Origin of the sequence: Paenarthrobacter sp. AB444 (genome assembly GCF_028736865.1) — a bacterium.
Taxonomy (GTDB): domain Bacteria; phylum Actinomycetota; class Actinomycetes; order Actinomycetales; family Micrococcaceae; genus Arthrobacter; species Arthrobacter nicotinovorans_B.
This window is the reverse complement of sequence record NZ_JAQZBY010000014.1, coordinates 1-17362: the sequence shown is the minus strand read 5'-3', so window position 1 is coordinate 17362 and position 17362 is coordinate 1. Positions and strand designations below refer to the sequence as shown.

Below are 17362 nucleotides of genomic sequence, written 5' to 3'. Positions count from 1 at the left end.
TCTTTCGATGTGCAATTCAGTATGGATGGGTTCCAAGCGTTACGCAAACGCTGACCAAACTGCCGCGACAACACTCTTGACGGACCGTAACAGAGGCTTTAGTTTAGACCGTGACCTAAATCATGGTCTCGAAATATTTCGAGAAATTTCGAAGCCTGTCACTCTTTCTCGGCAGTAAGCACCAAGGCTTGCTCGATGATGCGACTACCCCTGGAGAAGCAATGAAGCAGTTCCAATCAACCCGGCGTTCCTTCCTGGCCCTCGCGGCTGTTACTCCCTTCGCCGTCATGGCAACGAGCGCCTGCGGCACGTCCGGTCCAGGTGGTGGTGCCAGCGGAGGCGGAGCAAGCATGTGGTTCCTTTCGGGTGAGCCAAACCAGACCACCATCCAGAAAGCCGTGGACGCCTTCGGGTCGGCGAACCCCAATGACAAGATTGCCGTAACGTACTTCCAGAACGATGCGTTCAAGACCAAGATCAAGACCGCCATCGGCGCGGGGCAAGCTCCCACCATCATCTACGGCTGGGGTGGCGGTGGCTTGAAGACCTACGCCGAGGCCAACCAGGTGGAAGACCTGACCAGCTGGTTCGACTCCAACCCGGACCTCAAAAAGAAGTTCTTCCCCGCATCCTTCGGGGCAGCAACGGTCAACGGCAAGATCTATGCCCTTCCCAACCAGTACGTCGCACCGATCGTCCTGTTCTACAACAAAGAACTCTTCGACAAAGCCGGAGTCCAGCCGCCCAAGACCTGGGACGAGCTGATGTCCCTGGTAAAGACCTTCAACGACATGGGCGTCGCCCCCTTGTCCTTGGGCGGGCAGTCCCGGTGGACCTCCATGATGTGGCTTGAATACCTTCTGGACCGCATCGGCGGACCCGAAGTTTTCAACGCAATCTTCGAGGGAAAGCCCAACGCCTGGATGGATCCGGCCGTCATCGAGACGGGCACCAAGATCCAGGAGCTGGTTTCCGCGGACGGCTTCATCAAGGGCTTCTCTTCCATCACTGCAGATTCCAAGGCCGACCAAGCATTGCTCTTCACGGGCAAGGCAGCCATGATGCTGCAGGGTTCCTGGACCTACGGTGCCATGAAGAAGGACGGGCAGAACTTCGTCCAGAACGGCAAACTCGGCTTCGTCAACTTCCCCACCGTCGCCGGCGGCAAGGGCGACCCCAAGAATGGTGTCGGCAACCCGGCCCAGTACATGTCGATCTCCTCCAAGGCCACGGACAAGGAGAAGGAGACCGCGAAGAAGTTCTTCAAGGATGGCATCATGACCGACACCGTCATCGATGCATACATCAACTCCGGCTCGGTTCCGATCGTCAACGGCATTGAAGACAAGCTGGCTTCCTCACCGGACAAGGACTTCCTGAATTTCGTTTATGCCTTGGGCAAGGACGCCCCCAGCTTCCAGCAGTCGTGGGACCAGGCCCTCAGCCCGACGGCCGCCGAAGCCCTGCTGAACAACATTGACCAGCTCTTCCTGAAGTCGATCACGCCGCAGCAGTTTGCCGAGAACATGAATGCAACCCTGGGCAAATGAGCGCAATAACTTCGCACCGGGCTCCCTCAAGCAGGCAGAGGACCCAGGGACCGGCCGAGCGTAAGTCTGCGCTTCCCTGGCTGACCGTTCCGGCTCTGTTCTTCTTCGTCGTCTTCGCAGTCGTACCCCTGGCCGGGGTGCTGATCCTGAGTTTTGCCAACTGGGACGGGATCGGCGCGATCGGCGCCGCGGGAATGGAGAACTGGACGTCGGTGTTGTCCGACCCCGAGCTCTACAACTCCCTGGGCCTGACGTTCATGATCATGATCGTTTCCTGGCTCGTCCAGACTCCCATCAGCCTCTTGCTGGGCGTCTTCACCGCTGGAACCCAGCGTTACAGGGCAGTCCTGGCCGTGCTGTACTTCCTGCCGCTGCTGCTCTCCTCGGCTGCTGTCGCCATCGCCTACAAGGCCCTTCTCGACCCGAACTTCGGACTGGCCATGGGCTTGGGCCTTCCGTTCCTCGCCCAGGACTGGTTGGGCGTCCCCCAGCTCGCCCTTTCCTTGGTCATTTTCGTGATTGCGTGGCAGTTCGTGCCATTCCACACGCTGATCTACCAAGGTGGCGTCCGACAAATCCCCAAGTCGCTCTACGAAGCGGCCCAGATCGACGGCGCGGGAACCATTAAGCAGTTCTTCCACATCACCCTCCCGCAGCTGAAATACACCATCATCACGTCCTCAACGCTGATGGTCGTTGGGTCGCTGACCTACTTCGACCTCATCTTTGTCCTCACGGGCGGCGGTCCGGGAAACTCCACCCGCATCCTGGCCCTGGACATGTATTTGCGCGGCTTCCGGGCCAATCTCATGGGTCCTGCCAGCGTCATCGCGGTGATACTCGTCGTCATAGGCCTGGCGCTGGCTTTGTTCCTCCAACGCCTCGGGGGCAAGGACAAACAGGGCAGCCAATTGGAAGGTATGTAACGTGAGTACTGTCCTCAAGAGTGATTCGAAACCTGGAACGCGCGCGTCAGCTGCCCAACCTGCAAGGTCCAAGCAAGGCCTCGGCACACGGATCAGGCGGCTCAATATCCCCGGCGGCCTCGGTGGCTGGATATGGCTCGCCATCATCATCATTCCCGTCTATTACATCGTCATCACCAGCCTGAAGACTTCCGAGGGATACTTCGGTCAGAATCCGCTGGCCCCGCCGACGGCTCCTACGCTGGAGAATTACCAAATGGTCCTTGAGGCCAACTTCTCCACCTACTTCATGAACAGTGTCATCGTGACGCTGGGCTCCGTGGTCCCAACGGTCCTGATTGCCTTCATGGCCGCCTTCGCGATCGTGCGTGGACACGGTAGATACCTGAAGTTCGTGAACGGCCTGTTCCTCATGGGCCTGGCAATTCCGCTGCAGGCAACGATCATTCCGATCTACCTCATGATCATCCGCCTGAACCTCTACGACAGCCTCTTGGCCATCATGCTTCCGTCCATTGCGTTCGCCATACCGCTGACGGTCCTGATCCTGTCCAACTTCATCCGCGACGTCCCGAACGAACTCTTCGAATCGATGCGCCTGGACGGCTGCACCGAGTGGCAGACCATGTGGCGTTTGGCCCTTCCACTGACCAAGCCGGCGATCGTAACGGTGGCGATCTACAACGGCCTTCACGTCTGGAACGGCTTCCTCCTCCCGCTGGTGCTCACCCAAAGCCCTGGGCTGCGCGTCCTGCCCTTGGGGTTGTGGACCTTCCAGGGCGAGTTCAGCGTCAATATCCCTGCTGTCCTTGCCTCAGTGGTACTGAGCACGCTGCCCATCCTGGTGATTTACGTTCTTGGACGCCGCCAGCTGGTGAGCGGCCTGACAGCCGGCTTCAGCAAGTAGAAAGGTCTCTGCTGTGACACAAGCAAAACCACTTCGCGTCGGAATGGTGGGCTACGCGTTCATGGGCGCCGCGCACTCCCACGCCTGGCGCACGGCACCACGCTTCTTTGATTTGCCACTGGCACCCGAGCTCACTGCCGTGGCCGGCCGGAACCCGGACGGTGTCAAGGCAGCGGCCGCGAAAAACGGCTGGGCATCCACTGAAACTGACTGGCGGCGGTTGATCGAGCGTGACGACATCGACCTGATCGACATCTGCACACCGGGCAACACGCACGCGGAAATTGCCATCGCTGCCCTGGAAGCAGGCAAGCATGTGCTGTGCGAGAAGCCGTTGGCCAACTCCGTGGAGGAGGCCGCCAAGATGACAGCCGTTGCCAAGTCAGCGGCCGAGCGCGGAGTCCTGTCCATGTGCGGCTTCAGCTACCGTCGTACCCCTGCCCTGGCCCTTGCGAAACGAATGGTGGAAGAAGGCCGGCTGGGCGAGATCCGCCACGTCCGTGCCCAGTACCTTCAGGACTGGCTCAGCGACGCCGATGCTCCCCTGACCTGGCGGCTGGACAAATCCAAGTCCGGCTCGGGCTCACTAGGCGACATCGGCGCACACAGCATCGATGCCGCACAGTGGATCACAGGACTGAACATCACCGGTGTCTCAGCGCTGCTGGAGACGTTCGTGAAGGAACGCCCGATCGGTGGGGATTTCGTGGGGCTCGGCGGACACGGCGGTTCTGACGGACCCCGTGGCCCAGTCACCGTGGATGATGCAGCGCTGTTCACGGCACGTTTTGGGACCGGCGCTGTTGGAATCTTCGAAGCCACCCGCTTTGCTCTCGGACGCAAGAATGCGATGCGCCTTGAGCTCAACGGGACCAAGGGTTCTCTGGCGTTCGACTTTGAGGATATGAACTCGCTCCAGTTCTACGATTCCGCACTGGAACCGGACGCCGGCTTCCGGAAGATCATGGTCACGGAACCCTCCCATCCCTATACCGCCAACTGGTGGCCGACAGGACATGGCCTTGGCTACGAGCACGGATTCACGCACCAGGTGGTGGATCTCGTCAATGCCATCGGCGCAGGCGAGCAGCCCACGCCGTCGTTCGCTGATGCGTTGCAAGTGCAAAAAGTACTGGCCGCCGTCGAGACCAGTGCAAACAACTCCAGCCGCTGGGAAAACGTCGAAAAGGAACCATCATGACCCGACCCATCACCCTCTTCACCGGCCAGTGGGCCGACCTGCCCTTCGAAGAAGTGGCGCGGCTCGCAGGCGAATGGGGCTTTGACGGCCTGGAAATCGCCTGCTGGGGCGACCACTTGGATCCCCAGCGTGTGGTGGAGGACGACGCCTACCTTCAGAGCAAGCTGGACATCCTGGACAAGCATCACCTCAAGGTCCACGCCATCGCCAACCACCTAACGGGCCAGGCGGTCTGCGATGACCCCATCGACGAGCGGCACCGGGACATCCTCTCCCCCGAGGTCTGGGGCGACGGCGATCCCGAAGGCGTGCGCCAACGTGCGGCGGAGGCGATGAAAACCACTGCCCGCGCGGCGGCGAAGCTGGGGGTCAAGACAGTCACCGGATTCACCGGCTCATCCATCTGGAAGTGCGTGGCCATGTTCCCACCCGCTTCGGAGGCCATGATCGAGCGCGGCTACCAGGACTTCGCCGAACGATGGAACCCGATTTTGGATGTCTTTGACGAAGTCGGCGTCCGTTTTGCCTTGGAGGTCCACCCGTCAGAGATCGCCTACGACTACTGGACGGCCAAGCGCACCCTCGAAGCCATAGGGCCGCGCGATAGTTTCGGCCTGAACTTCGACCCGTCGCACTTCATCTGGCAGGACCTGGACCCGGTGATGTTCCTGCAGGACTTCGCCGAAAAGATCTTCCACGTCCACGTCAAGGAATCCGTCCGGCAACTCAATGGACGGAACGGGCGCCTCGGTTCGCACCTGCCGTGGGCCGATCCCCGCCGCGGTTGGGACTTCGTCACTGCCGGGCACGGCGACGTGAACTGGGAACCGATTTTCCGCACCCTCAACGCCGTTGGATACGACGGACCGACCAGCATCGAGTGGGAGGATGCCGGCATGGACCGGCTGGTGGGAGCTCCCCAGGCTCTTCGAATGGTCCGTGAACTGGCCGCCATCCGTCCCCCGGCCGCTGCCTTTGACGCGGCTTTTGCAACACGCTGAACACTCCAACCCGACTCGAACGACAACGCCCCGACACGAAGGAAACCATGACAAGCAATAACAAGACCGCGTTGGTGGTCCGCGGCGGCTGGGATGGACACCAGCCCATTGAGGCCACCGAGCTCTTCATCCCGTATTTGCGGGAAAACGGCTATGACGTCCGCGTCGAGGAATCCCCCAAGATCTACGCAGATGCCGAGTACATGGCAGGGGTGGATCTGATAGTGCAGTGCATGACCATGTCCACCATCGAAAAGGATGAGTTCCAAGGTTTGCGGACCGCCGTCGAGAACGGCACGGGGCTTGCGGGCTGGCACGGCGGCATCGCCGATTCCTACCGCAACACTTCCGACTACCTCCACCTGGTCGGCGGACAGTTCGCCTGCCACCCGGGCAAGCACGTGGACGAGCAGACTGGCGAACAGTCGGACAACTATGTTCCCTACACCGTGAACATGCTGCCTGCTGCCGCCGAGCACCCCATTACGCAGGGAATCGGCGACTTTGACCTGGTCACGGAGCAGTACTGGGTTCTGAGCGACGATTACATCGATGTCCTGGCCACCACTACCCAAAAGGTACGTGAGTGGGATCCGTGGCACCGCGAAGTGACCTCACCGGCAATCTGGACCCGCCAATGGGGCAAGGGCAAGATCTTTGTCTGCACCCCCGGCCACCGGGTGGAGATCCTCCAAGACAACAATGTGCGCACCATCATCGAAAGGGGCATGCTGTGGGCATCCCGCTGATCCCCGCCAAGCCGCTCAATGTGGGCATCATTGGCTGCGGCGCCATCATCGCCCAGTACCTGGCCAACTTCCGACGACTGGATTCGGTGAACCTGGTGGCCGTGGCAGACCTGGATCCCGCACGGGCACAAGCGGTAGCCGACTCCTATGAGGGTGTTCGGGCCTTGGGCGTCGACGAACTCCTGGCCGCGGACGACGTTGAACTGGTACTCAACCTGACTATTCCGGCTGCCCATGCGGAGATTGCACTCAAGGCGATCGCCGCCGGCAAATCCGTCTACGGCGAAAAACCGCTCGCCGCTACTACGGAAGAGGCCAAGAAAGTACTGGAGGCGGCGGCCGCGGCAGGCGTAGTGGTTGGCTGCGCACCCGATACTGTGCTGGGCACAGGCATCCAGACAGCCAGGAAGGCGATCGACGACGGATTGATCGGGGCGCCGGTATCGGCAACAGCCACCATGGCAACCCCGGGACATGAGCGCTGGCACCCGAACCCCGACTTCTACTACCAGCCCGGCGGTGGTCCACTCCTGGACATGGGGCCTTACTACGTCTCGGCCTTGGTCACCTTGCTGGGACCGGTCGTATCAGTCGTGGGCGCCGCGAGCCATACACGCTCCGAACGCACGATTGGCTCAGGGCCACGCGAAGGGCAAACCGTGCCGGTCGACATCGACTCACACGTCACTGGTGTCCTGGTCCATGCCTCCGGCGCGCTCTCCACGCTCTTCATGAGTTTCGACGCCGTGAAGACCAAGAGTCCAAACATCGAGATCCACGGCGAAAAGGGTTCGTTGATCGTACCGGATCCCAACCATTTTGATGGGGATGTCCAGCTCTTTGCCCTCGGCTCCGAGGACTGGGAAACCCTGCCGGTCTCCGCAGGCTACAAAGATTCAGGACGCGGCTTCGGCATCGCCGACCTCGCAGCGACACCTGCAGGGCAAGAGCCGCGGGCCGGTGGCCAGCTGGCCTTCCACGCGCTGGAAGTCATGGAATCGGTACTGGCATCAGCCAAGAGCGGGCACGCCGTGGCTATCAAGAGCACCACGTCGCGGCCCGCCGCAGTGGAACTCACGGAACTCGCGACGGCGGTCCACGCCTAGGTCCTCAAACTCCCGCCGAGTTGGCAGTTAATGACAATGTTGTGGGGAAACATTGTCATTAACTGCCAACTCGCGGGTGGCCGGCCCTGCGGAGTGTGGCCTCCGCATGCTTCAGGATGGGCCCGTCAATCATCTTGCCCTTGAACTGGAAGACGCCTGTGCCCGCCGAAGCAGCTGCTTCCAGGAGTTCCGTGGCGTGGGCAATGGCTTCGGGGGCGGGCGCATAGGCTTCCCGGACCACGGCGACCTGGTTCGGGTGGATGCACGCCTTGGCTCCGAAACCGCTGGCCACGGAATCGCGGGACTCTTCCTTGAGCCCGTCGAGGTCGGGAATGTTCACGTACACCGCGTCGATGGCTTCCTTGCCTGCGGCTTTGGCGGCAAGCAGCACAGCGGACCGCGCGTGCAGGGCGACGGCCCGGTACCCGCCGTCGTCGTTCCTGCTGGAGAGCCCGCCCAGCGACGCCAGCAGGTCCTCCGCACCCCACATCAGGGCTGAAACATTCGGTTCGGCGGCGATCGCGGATGCATTGACAATCCCGGCTGCTGTTTCGCAGAGTGCGATCACACTGAACCCCGCCAAAGCCCGCAGCTGCTCCGCGCTCTCGGCTTTGGCCAGCATGACGGTCCGGTACGGTGTCTTCTCCAAGGCCCGAAGATCGAGGTCGAATTCGGGAGTACCCACGGGATTTACCCGGACGATGGTACGGCTCGGGTCCAATCCTTCAGCTCCGGCCTGTTCCAGGACAGCATCACGGGCGCGCTCCTTGTCTGCGGGAGCGACGGCGTCCTCGAAGTCCAGGATGACCGCATCCGAGCGGTCCGCGGCCTTCGAGTACCGCTCCGGACGGTCGGCGGGGCAGAAGAGAAGGGCTGGGCCCATGGTGAAGGGAGAGTGCATGGATTTCCTCGCTGCTGGGCCTACTGATGTTCCGAAACGGTTGCCGCGTGCGCTTCCTTGGTCCACATCAGGCAGGTTCGCGTGGCCAGTGCCACCACTGTTCCGTCCTGGTTGCGGCCGGTGTGCTGCATGGTGACAACACCCTGACCGGGCCGGGACGAAGACAAACGCTTTCCAGTGACCACCGTTTCCGTGTACAGCGTATCTCCGTGATACAGCGGGTGCGGAAAGGTGACATCCGTCAGCCCCAACTGGGCGATGATGGTGCCCTGGGTCAACTGGGTGACTGACTGACCCACCACAGTGGATAAGGTGAACATCGAATTCATGAGCCGCTGCCCAAACGGTTGGGTGGAGCTCCACGCCGCGTCCAGATGAAGTGCCTGGGTGTTCATGGTCATGGTGGTGAAGAGGACATTGTCCGTCTCCGTCACCGTGCGGCCCGGCCTGTGGGCGTAAATCACGCCTTCTTCAAGTTCGTCGAAATAGAGGCCCCGCTGTTCCACGACCCGCGTCATACAGTGAGCTCCTGGTCCTCTTCGAACAGCTCGGCACCCGTAGCCGCCAAGACATCGTCGAGGGTGACGTTCGGTGCCAGTTCGCGCAGCACCAGCCGCGGGTCGCCTTCGTCCTTGACGACGTCGATCACCGCCAGGTCGGTAATGATCCGGTCCACACATCCCTTTCCGGTGAGCGGAAGCGTGCAGTCCTGGACAATCTTCGGCCTGCCGTTCCGGTCCACGTGTTCCATCATGACAATGACCTTCTTGGCACCGAACACGAGGTCCATGGCACCTCCCATGCCCTTGACCATTTTGCCGGGGACCATCCAGTTGGCGAGGTCGCCGTTCGCTGCCACCTCCATGGCGCCGAGGACTGCCACATCGACATGTCCGCCGCGGATCATGCCGAACGAGGCCGCAGAGTCGAAGAAGGCAGCACCCGGGTTCGTGGTGACGGTCTCTTTGCCGGCGTTGATAAGGTCCGGGTCAATCTTGTCCTCGGCAGGATACGGGCCGACGCCCAGGATTCCATTCTCGGAGTGGAGGATTACCTCCACATCGTCCGGAATGTAATTCGGGATGAGCGTAGGCATCCCGATACCGAGGTTCACATACTGGCCGTTGACCAGTTCCCGGGCGACGCGGGCCGCCAGTTCGCTGCGGGTCCAGCCTTTGGCCTCGTGATGGTCGACGTCGGCCCGCCGGTATTCGTGCCGCACGGCTTCGGGGCGGGGCGGGATGTCGTGGTAACTGTTGTCGGTCATCCTCGCGCTCCCGTCTGCCCGCTGGTCGTCGGTGTCAACGCCACCGTGCGTTTTTCGATCCGTTTCTCGCCATTCCCGGCCAGCACCACCCTCTGGACGAAGATTCCGGGAGTGTGGATGTGCTCCGGATCCAGTTCGCCCGGCTCCACGAGTTCCTCGACCTCGGCAATGGTCAGCCGGGCCGCCATGGCGCACAGAGGATTGAAGTTCATCGCTGTCGCATGGAAAACCAGGTTGCCGTGGCGGTCACCCTTCCAGGCATGCACCAAACCGAAATCCGGGGTCAGGGACTCTTCGAGCACGTAGTCGCCGTCGTTGAACGTCCGGACCTCTTTAGGTGCCGATGCGATCGCAACGGTTCCATCGGCGTCGTACTTTTGCGGAAGGCCTCCCTCGGACACCTGCGTTCCCACACCTGCCTTCGTGTAGAACGCTGGGATACCGGCGCCGCCGGCACGCAGCTTTTCGGCCAGCGTGCCCTGCGGCGTGAGGACCACTTCCAGTTCCCCGGCCAGGTATTGCCTGGCAAACTCCTTGTTCTCGCCGACGTAGGAGCTGATGGTGCGGCGGATACGCCCGTCCTTGAGGAGGATGCCAAGGCCCCAATCGTCGACGCCACAGTTGTTGCTCACCGTTTCCAGGTCGGTGGTTCCTTGCCGGTGCAGGGCCTCGATGAGCGAGACCGGAATCCCGCAAAGGCCGAAACCGCCCACAGCCAAGGACGCACCGTCCGGAATGTCCTTCACCGCTTCCGCGGCGCTGGCAACAACCTTGTCAATCATCCTTGATCCTTCCCTGCCACTGCCGATACAACGTGAGGTTACAGACCCAGTTCGCGGGCGATCAGCATCAACTGGACCTCGGTGGTGCCCTCCCCGACTTCAAGGATCTTGGAGTCGCGGTAATGGCGTGCCACCGTGAATTCGTTGATGAAGCCATAGCCGCCGAACACCTGGGTGGCGTCCCGCGCGTTGTCCATGGCTGCCTCGCCTGCGACCATCTTAGCGATGGCCGCTTCGGTCTTGAACGGCTTGCCCGCCAGCATCCTGGAGGCCGCATCGTAATAGGCAAGACGCGCTGTATGGGCCCTCGCCTGCATGCGGGCGATCTTGAACTGGATGGCCTGGTACTTGCCGATGTTCTGTCCGAAAGCACTGCGTTCCTTGGCGTACTTCACCGACAGATCGACGCAGCCTTGGGCGGCACCAGTGGCCAGGGCTGCGATCGCAATTCGGCCCTCGTCCAGGATTGAGAGGAAGTTGGCATAGCCACGACCACGCTGGCCCAAGAGGTTTGCTTCAGGAACCCGGACGTCGTCCAGGGTCAAGGGGTGGGTGTCTGAGGCGTTCCAGCCGACCTTGTTATAGGGCTTTTCGGCAGTGAAGCCGGGCGTGTCCGTGGGTACCAGGATGGTGGAAATTTCCTTCCGGGTGCTGCCATCGGCGCTCTCTTTGTGGCCTGTTACTGCCGTTACCGTGACCAAGGTGGTGATGTCCGTACCGGAGTTGGTAATGAACTCCTTGTTGCCGTTGATGATCCACTCGCCGTTTTCCAGGCGGGCCTGGGTCTTGGTGCCCCCGGCGTCGGAGCCGGCCTCCCGCTCGGTCAGTCCGAAACCCGCCAAGGAGCGGCCGGATGCCAGTTGGGGGAGCCACTGCTCCTTCTGGGCCTCGGTGCCGAACCGGTATACGGGCATAGCCCCCAGCGAGACCCCCGCTTCCAGGGTGATGGCCACCGACTGGTCCACCCGGCCAAGTTGCTCAAGGGCGAGGGCCAAGGCGAAATAGTCTCCGCCCATGCCGCCGTACTCCTCCGGGAAAGGCAGGCCAAAGAGGCCCATCTCCCCCATCTGCTTCACCACCTCATAGGGAAAGCTGTGCTCTTCATCGTGCTTGGCGGATACGGGGGCCACTACTTCATCGGCAAACTCACGCACGGAATCGCTGAGATCCTGGTATTCCTCGGTGAGTCCGAAAGTGCTGTTCAGGTCGGAGGTGCTCATGGTTGGACGTCCTTGTCTGTGGGGTTTCCGGCCGCCGGTTCTTCAGCGGCTCCGGCTACGTGAATGGTGGCGAGCACCTGGTCGGCTTTGACCAAGTCGCCTGTTGTGCTGGTCAGGTGGACCCGGCCCGCGACCGATGCCTGCAACTGGTGTTCCATCTTCATGGCTTCCACAGCCAGGAGGACCTGGCCTTCCTCCACGAGATCTCCATCCTTGACGGAGACCGAGACCACAGTTCCAGGCATCGGCGAGCGCACTTCGGGATCGGCCGCTCCCTCCACCCGATGGATACCGGCCAGCATCCTGCGCAGGCGTTCTGCCCGGTCCAGGACCTCCAAGCGGCAGGACCACCCGTTGTTTCCCAGGAAAATCTCACGGATTCCGCCGCGCTCACCGGGAGCGACGCCTACCGCGTAGGTGACCGGGGCGCCGTCGAACTCCATGGCGATGGTGTCCGGGGTCCTGCCGGCGAGGCGGACGTCGGCCGGTGTTCCGCCGTCGACGGTCACGGTCAAGACACCCTGGCGCTCCGTTATGGACACGGTCGCGGCCGTACCGCCGGGAAGGCCGAAAGCGGCCGTCCACGCTCCGGGAGCCCCGACACGCCAAGCGTCCGGTGCGCTCCATGCGTCGCCCGCCGACGACGAGCCAGTGCGCTGAAGCCAGAGAGCGAGGGCGGCTGCGGTCAGTTCCCGGTGTCCGGGATGCCTGAACTCCATGGACGCCAGCTTCCGCTCGATGAGGCCGGTGTCGAGGTGGCCTTCGCGGACCTCGGGGTCGTTGATGAGCAGCCTCAGGTACTCCACGTTCGTGTCGACACCGAGCAGGGTGTACTGTCCAAGCGCGGCGTCGAGGGTATCCAACGCGGCGGCGCGATCATCGCCCCAGGAAATGACCTTCGCGAGCATGGGATCGTAATCGCCGGTGATATCCAGTCCCTCCCGCATGGCCGAATCAATGCGGACATTTGCCTGGCCCTGCTGCACCCCCGTCACGCCGGGATCGCCGGCCCCGTGTTCGGCCAGCGCCACGACGCGGCCCATGGAGGGCATGAAGTTCCGCTCGGGTACTTCCGCGTAGACGCGCGCCTCGACCGCGTGGCCCTTCAGTTCGACGTCGGACTGCGCAACGGTGAGCACCTCACCGGCGGCGATCCTGACTTGCCATTCGACAAGATCGATCCCGGTGACCATCTCGGTGACCGGGTGTTCGACCTGTAGCCGAGTGTTCATCTCCATGAAGAAAAACTCGTCGGGGTTCTCATCCGAGACCAGGAACTCCACGGTTCCTGCGCCACTGTAGTTGACGGAGCGTGCCGCATTGCAGGCAGCCTCGCCGATCCGCGCCCGCTGAACGGCGCCGTCGGGCATGGACTCAAAAAGGGCTGACGGGGCTTCCTCGATAACCTTTTGGTGCCTGCGTTGGAGGGAGCATTCCCGCTCGCCAAGGTGGATGACGTTGCCATGGTTGTCGGCGAGCACCTGGACCTCGATGTGGCGGGGAGTCCGGATAAGACGCTCCAGGAAAAGCGTGTCATCCCCGAATGCCGAGGCAGCCACGCGCCGGGCTGTCTGCAGGATGGAAGCCATGTCCTCGAGGCGTTCGACCACATGCATGCCTTTACCGCCACCACCTGCCGATGGCTTGATGAGCAACGGGAAGCCGACGTCGGGAGCTGCCTCGATCAGTTGCTGGTCGGTGAGGCCGGGCCGGGCAATTCCGGGCACACACGGGACGTCGTAGGCCATCACGTGGTTCTTGGAACGGATTTTGTCGCCCATGACTTCGATGGCGCCGATGCCCGGGCCAATGAAGGTGATTCCCGCGGCATCGAGGGCCTTTGCGAACTCCACGTTTTCGGAGAGGAAGCCATAGCCGGGGTGTACTGCCTGCGCGCCGCTGCGACGGCAGGCCTCGATGATGGCGTCGATCTTCAGGTAGCTTTCCGAGGGCGCCGTGCCGCCGATCGCGACTGCGGTATCGGCGAGCGCCACGTGCTTGGCTTCTTTATCCGCATCCGAGTAGACCGCCACGGAGCGGATACCCATGTCTTTGAGCGTGCGGATCACCCGGCAAGCAATCTCCCCACGATTGGCCACAAGGACGGCACTGAAGGGTTTCGCCACGGTACGGGGCACGGTGCTGGTTGTTGGCGTTGTCATGGCTACATCCTGAAGAGGCCGAAGGAGGTCTCGGGCAGTTGTTGGCGGGAGACGACATCAAGGGCCATTCCGAGGACCCTTCGGGTGTCGCCCGGGTCAATGATGCCGTCGTCCCACAGCCGGGCAGTGGAGTAATACGGGCTTCCCTGGTCTTCGTACTGCTGCTTGATGGGAGCCTTGAAAGCTTCCTCGTCTTCGGCCGACCATTCCTCACCGGCTGCCTCGTACTGGTCCCGTTTGACCGTGGCGAGGACGCTCGAAGCCTGGTTTCCGCCCATGACGGAGATGCGGGCCGCGGGCCACATCCACAGGAAGCGTGGCGAGTAGGCCCGGCCGCACATGGAGTAGTTGCCGGCACCGAACGACCCACCAATGACCACCGTCAATTTGGGCACCCTGGCCGTGGCTACAGCGGTCACCATCTTGGCGCCGTTCTTTGCGATACCGCCTTGTTCGTAGTCCTTGCCGACCATGAATCCGGACAGGTTCTGCAGGAAAATCAGGGGGATGCCGCGCTGGTCACACAGCTCGATGAAATGCGCGCCCTTAAGCGACGATTCACTGAAAAGGACGCCGTTGTTGGCAACAATGCCCACGGGGTGGCCGTGCAGGTGGGCGAATCCGGTCACCAAGGTGGTGCCGTAGTTCTTTTTGAATTCATGGAATTCCGACCCGTCGACGATCCTCGCAATCACTTCGCGGACGTCGTATTGGGCGTTGACGTCCACCGGAACCACGCCGTAAAGCTCTGAAGGCTCGACGGCGGGCGGCAGGACGGCGTCGAGCGTTTCCCAGGCTGGCTGCGCCGGCTTTGGCAATGTCGCCACGATGTCACGGACGATTTCCAGCGCGTGTTGATCGTTCTCGGCCAGGTGGTCGGTGACTCCGGAGATGCGCGAGTGCACGTCACCTCCTCCGAGTTCCTCTGCCGTGACGATCTCCCCGATGGCGGCTTTAACCAACGGCGGACCGCCCAGGAAGATGGTGCCCTGGTTCCGTACGATGACGGTTTCATCGCTCATGGCCGGCACATAGGCCCCACCGGCAGTGCATGAACCCATCACGGAGGCGATCTGCGGAATCTTGGCCGCCGACATCCGGGCCTGATTGTAGAAGATCCGCCCGAAGTGCTCCTTGTCGGGGAAAACCTCATCCTGCTTGGGCAGGAACGCTCCCCCGGAATCCACCAGGTAGATGCACGGCAGTCTGTTTTCCATAGCGATTTCCTGGGCACGGAGATGCTTTTTCACGGTCATGGGATAGTAAGTGCCGCCCTTGACCGTGGCGTCATTTGAGATGACGAGGACATGGCGTCCGTGCACCAGCCCGATGCCTGCGATCACGCCGGCACCTGGTGAATCGTCGTTGTACATGCCGTTGGCGGCCAGTGGTGCGATCTCAAGGAAAGGACTGCCTTCGTCCAAGAGGAAATCTATGCGCTCCCTGGGCAGAAGCTTGCCCCGCGCGAGATGCCTCTCGCGGGACTTCGCGGGTCCGCCCAGGGCCGCTTCCGCCAATCGGCCCCTCAATTCCTCCACCAGAGCCAGTTGCGCCCGTTCGTTGGCCTCGAAGGTGGCCGTCGCGGCTCCCCTAAGGCTGGCAATTGTCTCCATCGACCCCTGTTCCATTCCCGGCCACAAGCCATTTCGGTTAGTGCCACGTAACTGAAATTTAGGTTAGTCTGTATTAACTGTGATGTCCAGCACAACAGGCCCATGGCCCAGTCGCCGGCATCAGCACCAAGGAGGACAACGTGACAGCAGGCCCGGAAGCAAACACCGAGAACCCCCGCGCCACCACCACGCAACGGAGCCAAGCAAAAGAGCTTCGCCGGTTGGCGCTGTTGTCGGCTGCTGCAGGCCTCTTCGCCGACAACGGATTCAGCCGGGTGTCCCTGGAGGATCTAGGGGCTGCCGCCGGTGTCAGCGGCCCGGCCGTATACCGTCACTTTCCAGGCAAACAGGCGGTGCTCGGCGAACTGCTCCTCAGCGTCAGCCGTGACTTGCTGGCCGGCGGATTGCGCGTAGTGTCCGAGTCCGGCGATCCCCTGTCCGCCCTGAAAGGCCTTATCCAGTTCCATGTGGACTTTGCCTTGAGCAATCCCGATGTCATCCGCGTTCAGGACAGGGACTTCAGCAGCCTCAGCGCCACCGACCAAGCAGAAGTGAGGTCGCTGCAGCGCAGTTATGTGGAGACCTGGGTTGATGTCCTGTCGCGCATCCACGACGGGGAAGATCCCTCCGGACTCCGTGTCCGGGCACACGCCGCCTTCGGCCTGATCAACTCGACACCGCACTCGGTGCGCCAGCATGGGAGGAAGATCGCAGCGAAGTCAGCCCGGCCGATCCTTGAGCAGATGGCGTATGCGGCGCTGACATCGGAATGACTGACGTGGGGGCCCCGGGATGGGCTGGGTACTTCCGTGCCATCTAATCCCTGCGCTCAAGATATTTTGCGGGTTTTCCACATAGGGAGGTCGGGGACTGATAACTGTTGCCGGGCGGTGACAGGCTTTTGGTATGGGAACAAGCGGGCGGGTGTTTAGAAGTCAGACCAACGTGCCCGACGCGCCCCACCAGTCCTTCCCTTCCCTGGAAGACACCACGCGTCGACCGGGTCCAGGTGCCAAACCCAGTCCTGCGGCCCTGGACGTGGGCTCGGTCCTGGAGGTGGGCGCTTTCCTTGATGATGCGGTGGAGGCGTTGGCCGGTTTGCGGGGTGCTGCTGTGGCGGATGCCCGGTTGTTCGGGTTCGTGGAGGCGGCGGATTTCGCGGGCAGGGTCGAGGAGATCTCACGGGTCCTTGAGTACGTTCAGATCATCGCGGCCCAGGCCGTGGAACGGACCCGGAACCAGGCGCGGTTGCAGGTGCAGGGATCGGGCGGGCCGGAGTGGCGGACAGGGTGGACCGAGCCTGCAGCAAATGGGGGCGCGACTGGTGCTGGGGCGGGCACTAGTCCTAGTGCCGGCGCTAGTGCGGGCAGTGTCCTTGATGATGGGTACCGGAACGCTGCGGAGTTCCTGCGGGCACGGTTGCGGATCGGCATCAGCGAAGCCCGCCGCCGGTTATCACTGGCCGCAGATGCCCTGCCCGGGGAGGGCATAACCGGCCAACAGGTCCCGGCACGGCGCGAACACCTCGCCCAAGCCCTTGCCGCGGCCCAGATACCGTCCCGGTCCGCCACGATCATCGCCACGGCCCTGGACAAGATCCAACACCTCACCGACCAGGACACCATCACCCGGATGGAACACGCCCTGACCCGCACCGCCACCCAGTCCGACCCCGACTTCCTCACCACCATGACCCGACGCTGGACCGACCGCATCGACCAAGACGGCCCCGAACCCTCCGAAGAAGCCCTCCGCCACACCCAAGGCGCGTTCCTGCGCCGCCGACACCGCTACGGACTCCACCACCTCGAAATCTTCGCCACCACCGAACAATACGAAACCCTCACCACCGCCATGAACACCGCCACCAACCCCCGACTCACCACCACAGGGGCCGACACCACAAAACCAGACACCAACACCAACACCAGCACCGGCACCGCAGACCCAGACACTGCCCCCGAGGCCAACCACGGT

16 protein-coding genes are annotated in these 17362 nt (G+C 62.3%); 9 read left to right on the top strand and 7 right to left on the bottom strand.

The window, feature by feature from the left end; translation table 11 throughout:
• Positions 1–221: 221 nt before the first annotated feature.
• Genes PQ627_RS16170 through PQ627_RS16140 form a run of 7 tightly spaced genes read left to right on the top strand, consistent with a single transcriptional unit; the run spans position 222 to position 7440 of the window.
• Positions 222–1550 carry an extracellular solute-binding protein gene (locus PQ627_RS16170; RefSeq protein ID WP_144662999.1) on the top strand — a complete coding sequence of 443 codons (1329 nt, stop codon included), beginning with the start codon at positions 222–224 and terminating at the stop codon, positions 1548–1550.
• Positions 1547–2476: a carbohydrate ABC transporter permease gene (locus PQ627_RS16165; protein WP_144662998.1), complete on the top strand. Its 930-nt coding sequence runs from the start codon at positions 1547–1549 to the stop codon at positions 2474–2476. The genes PQ627_RS16170 and PQ627_RS16165 overlap by 4 nt, the downstream gene beginning before the upstream one ends.
• Position 2477: 1 nt before the next feature.
• Entirely contained in the window at positions 2478–3383 is a 906-nt protein-coding gene (locus tag PQ627_RS16160) for a carbohydrate ABC transporter permease (RefSeq protein WP_144662997.1), read from the top strand.
• 13 nt (positions 3384–3396) lie between these two features.
• A complete protein-coding gene (locus PQ627_RS16155; protein ID WP_274262515.1) occupies positions 3397–4584 on the top strand; it encodes a Gfo/Idh/MocA family protein in 1188 nt (395 codons plus the stop codon).
• Entirely contained in the window at positions 4581–5585 is a 1005-nt protein-coding gene (locus PQ627_RS16150; RefSeq protein WP_274262514.1) for a sugar phosphate isomerase/epimerase family protein, read from the top strand. Before PQ627_RS16155 ends, PQ627_RS16150 begins: the two co-directional genes overlap by 4 nt.
• A gap of 47 nt (positions 5586–5632) precedes the next feature.
• Positions 5633–6334 (top strand): ThuA domain-containing protein, encoded by a 702-nt coding sequence (locus PQ627_RS16145; protein WP_144662994.1) that lies wholly within the window; start codon positions 5633–5635, stop codon positions 6332–6334.
• Entirely contained in the window at positions 6319–7440 is a 1122-nt protein-coding gene (locus tag PQ627_RS16140) for a Gfo/Idh/MocA family protein (protein ID WP_274262513.1), read from the top strand. The genes PQ627_RS16145 and PQ627_RS16140 overlap by 16 nt, the downstream gene beginning before the upstream one ends.
• A 58-nt stretch (positions 7441–7498) precedes the next feature.
• On the opposite strand, the gene PQ627_RS16135 is transcribed toward PQ627_RS16140, so the two are convergent.
• The 7 genes from PQ627_RS16135 to PQ627_RS16105 are packed head-to-tail and all read right to left on the bottom strand — an operon-like array spanning position 7499 to position 15385.
• Positions 7499–8341, bottom strand: coding sequence for an HpcH/HpaI aldolase/citrate lyase family protein (locus PQ627_RS16135; protein WP_144662992.1), 843 nt, complete (start codon positions 8339–8341; stop codon positions 7499–7501).
• 20 nt (positions 8342–8361) lie between these two features.
• Positions 8362–8859, bottom strand: coding sequence for a MaoC family dehydratase (locus PQ627_RS16130; protein WP_144662991.1), 498 nt, complete (start codon positions 8857–8859; stop codon positions 8362–8364).
• Complete coding sequence (locus tag PQ627_RS16125; RefSeq protein ID WP_274262512.1) at positions 8856–9608, bottom strand: CoA transferase subunit B; 753 nt, start codon at positions 9606–9608, stop codon at positions 8856–8858. The genes PQ627_RS16130 and PQ627_RS16125 overlap by 4 nt, the downstream gene beginning before the upstream one ends.
• Complete coding sequence (locus tag PQ627_RS16120) at positions 9605–10390, bottom strand: CoA transferase subunit A (RefSeq protein WP_274262511.1); 786 nt, start codon at positions 10388–10390, stop codon at positions 9605–9607. Before PQ627_RS16120 ends, PQ627_RS16125 begins: the two co-directional genes overlap by 4 nt.
• 38 nt (positions 10391–10428) lie before the next feature.
• Positions 10429–11610, bottom strand: coding sequence for an acyl-CoA dehydrogenase family protein (locus tag PQ627_RS16115; protein ID WP_274262510.1), 1182 nt, complete (start codon positions 11608–11610; stop codon positions 10429–10431).
• Entirely contained in the window at positions 11607–13772 is a 2166-nt protein-coding gene (locus tag PQ627_RS16110) for an ATP-binding protein (protein WP_274262509.1), read from the bottom strand. Before PQ627_RS16110 ends, PQ627_RS16115 begins: the two co-directional genes overlap by 4 nt.
• 2 nt (positions 13773–13774) lie before the next feature.
• Complete coding sequence (locus PQ627_RS16105; RefSeq protein WP_274262508.1) at positions 13775–15385, bottom strand: carboxyl transferase domain-containing protein; 1611 nt, start codon at positions 15383–15385, stop codon at positions 13775–13777.
• A gap of 140 nt (positions 15386–15525) precedes the next feature.
• Between PQ627_RS16105 and PQ627_RS16100 the strand changes: the two genes are divergently transcribed.
• Both PQ627_RS16100 and PQ627_RS16095 read left to right on the top strand, forming a co-directional pair.
• Positions 15526–16158, top strand: coding sequence for an SACE_7040 family transcriptional regulator (locus PQ627_RS16100; RefSeq protein ID WP_274262507.1), 633 nt, complete (start codon positions 15526–15528; stop codon positions 16156–16158).
• A 172-nt stretch (positions 16159–16330) separates the two neighbouring features.
• On the top strand, positions 16331–17362 hold a 1032-nt coding region (locus tag PQ627_RS16095; RefSeq protein WP_274262506.1), incomplete at its 3' end, for a DUF222 domain-containing protein.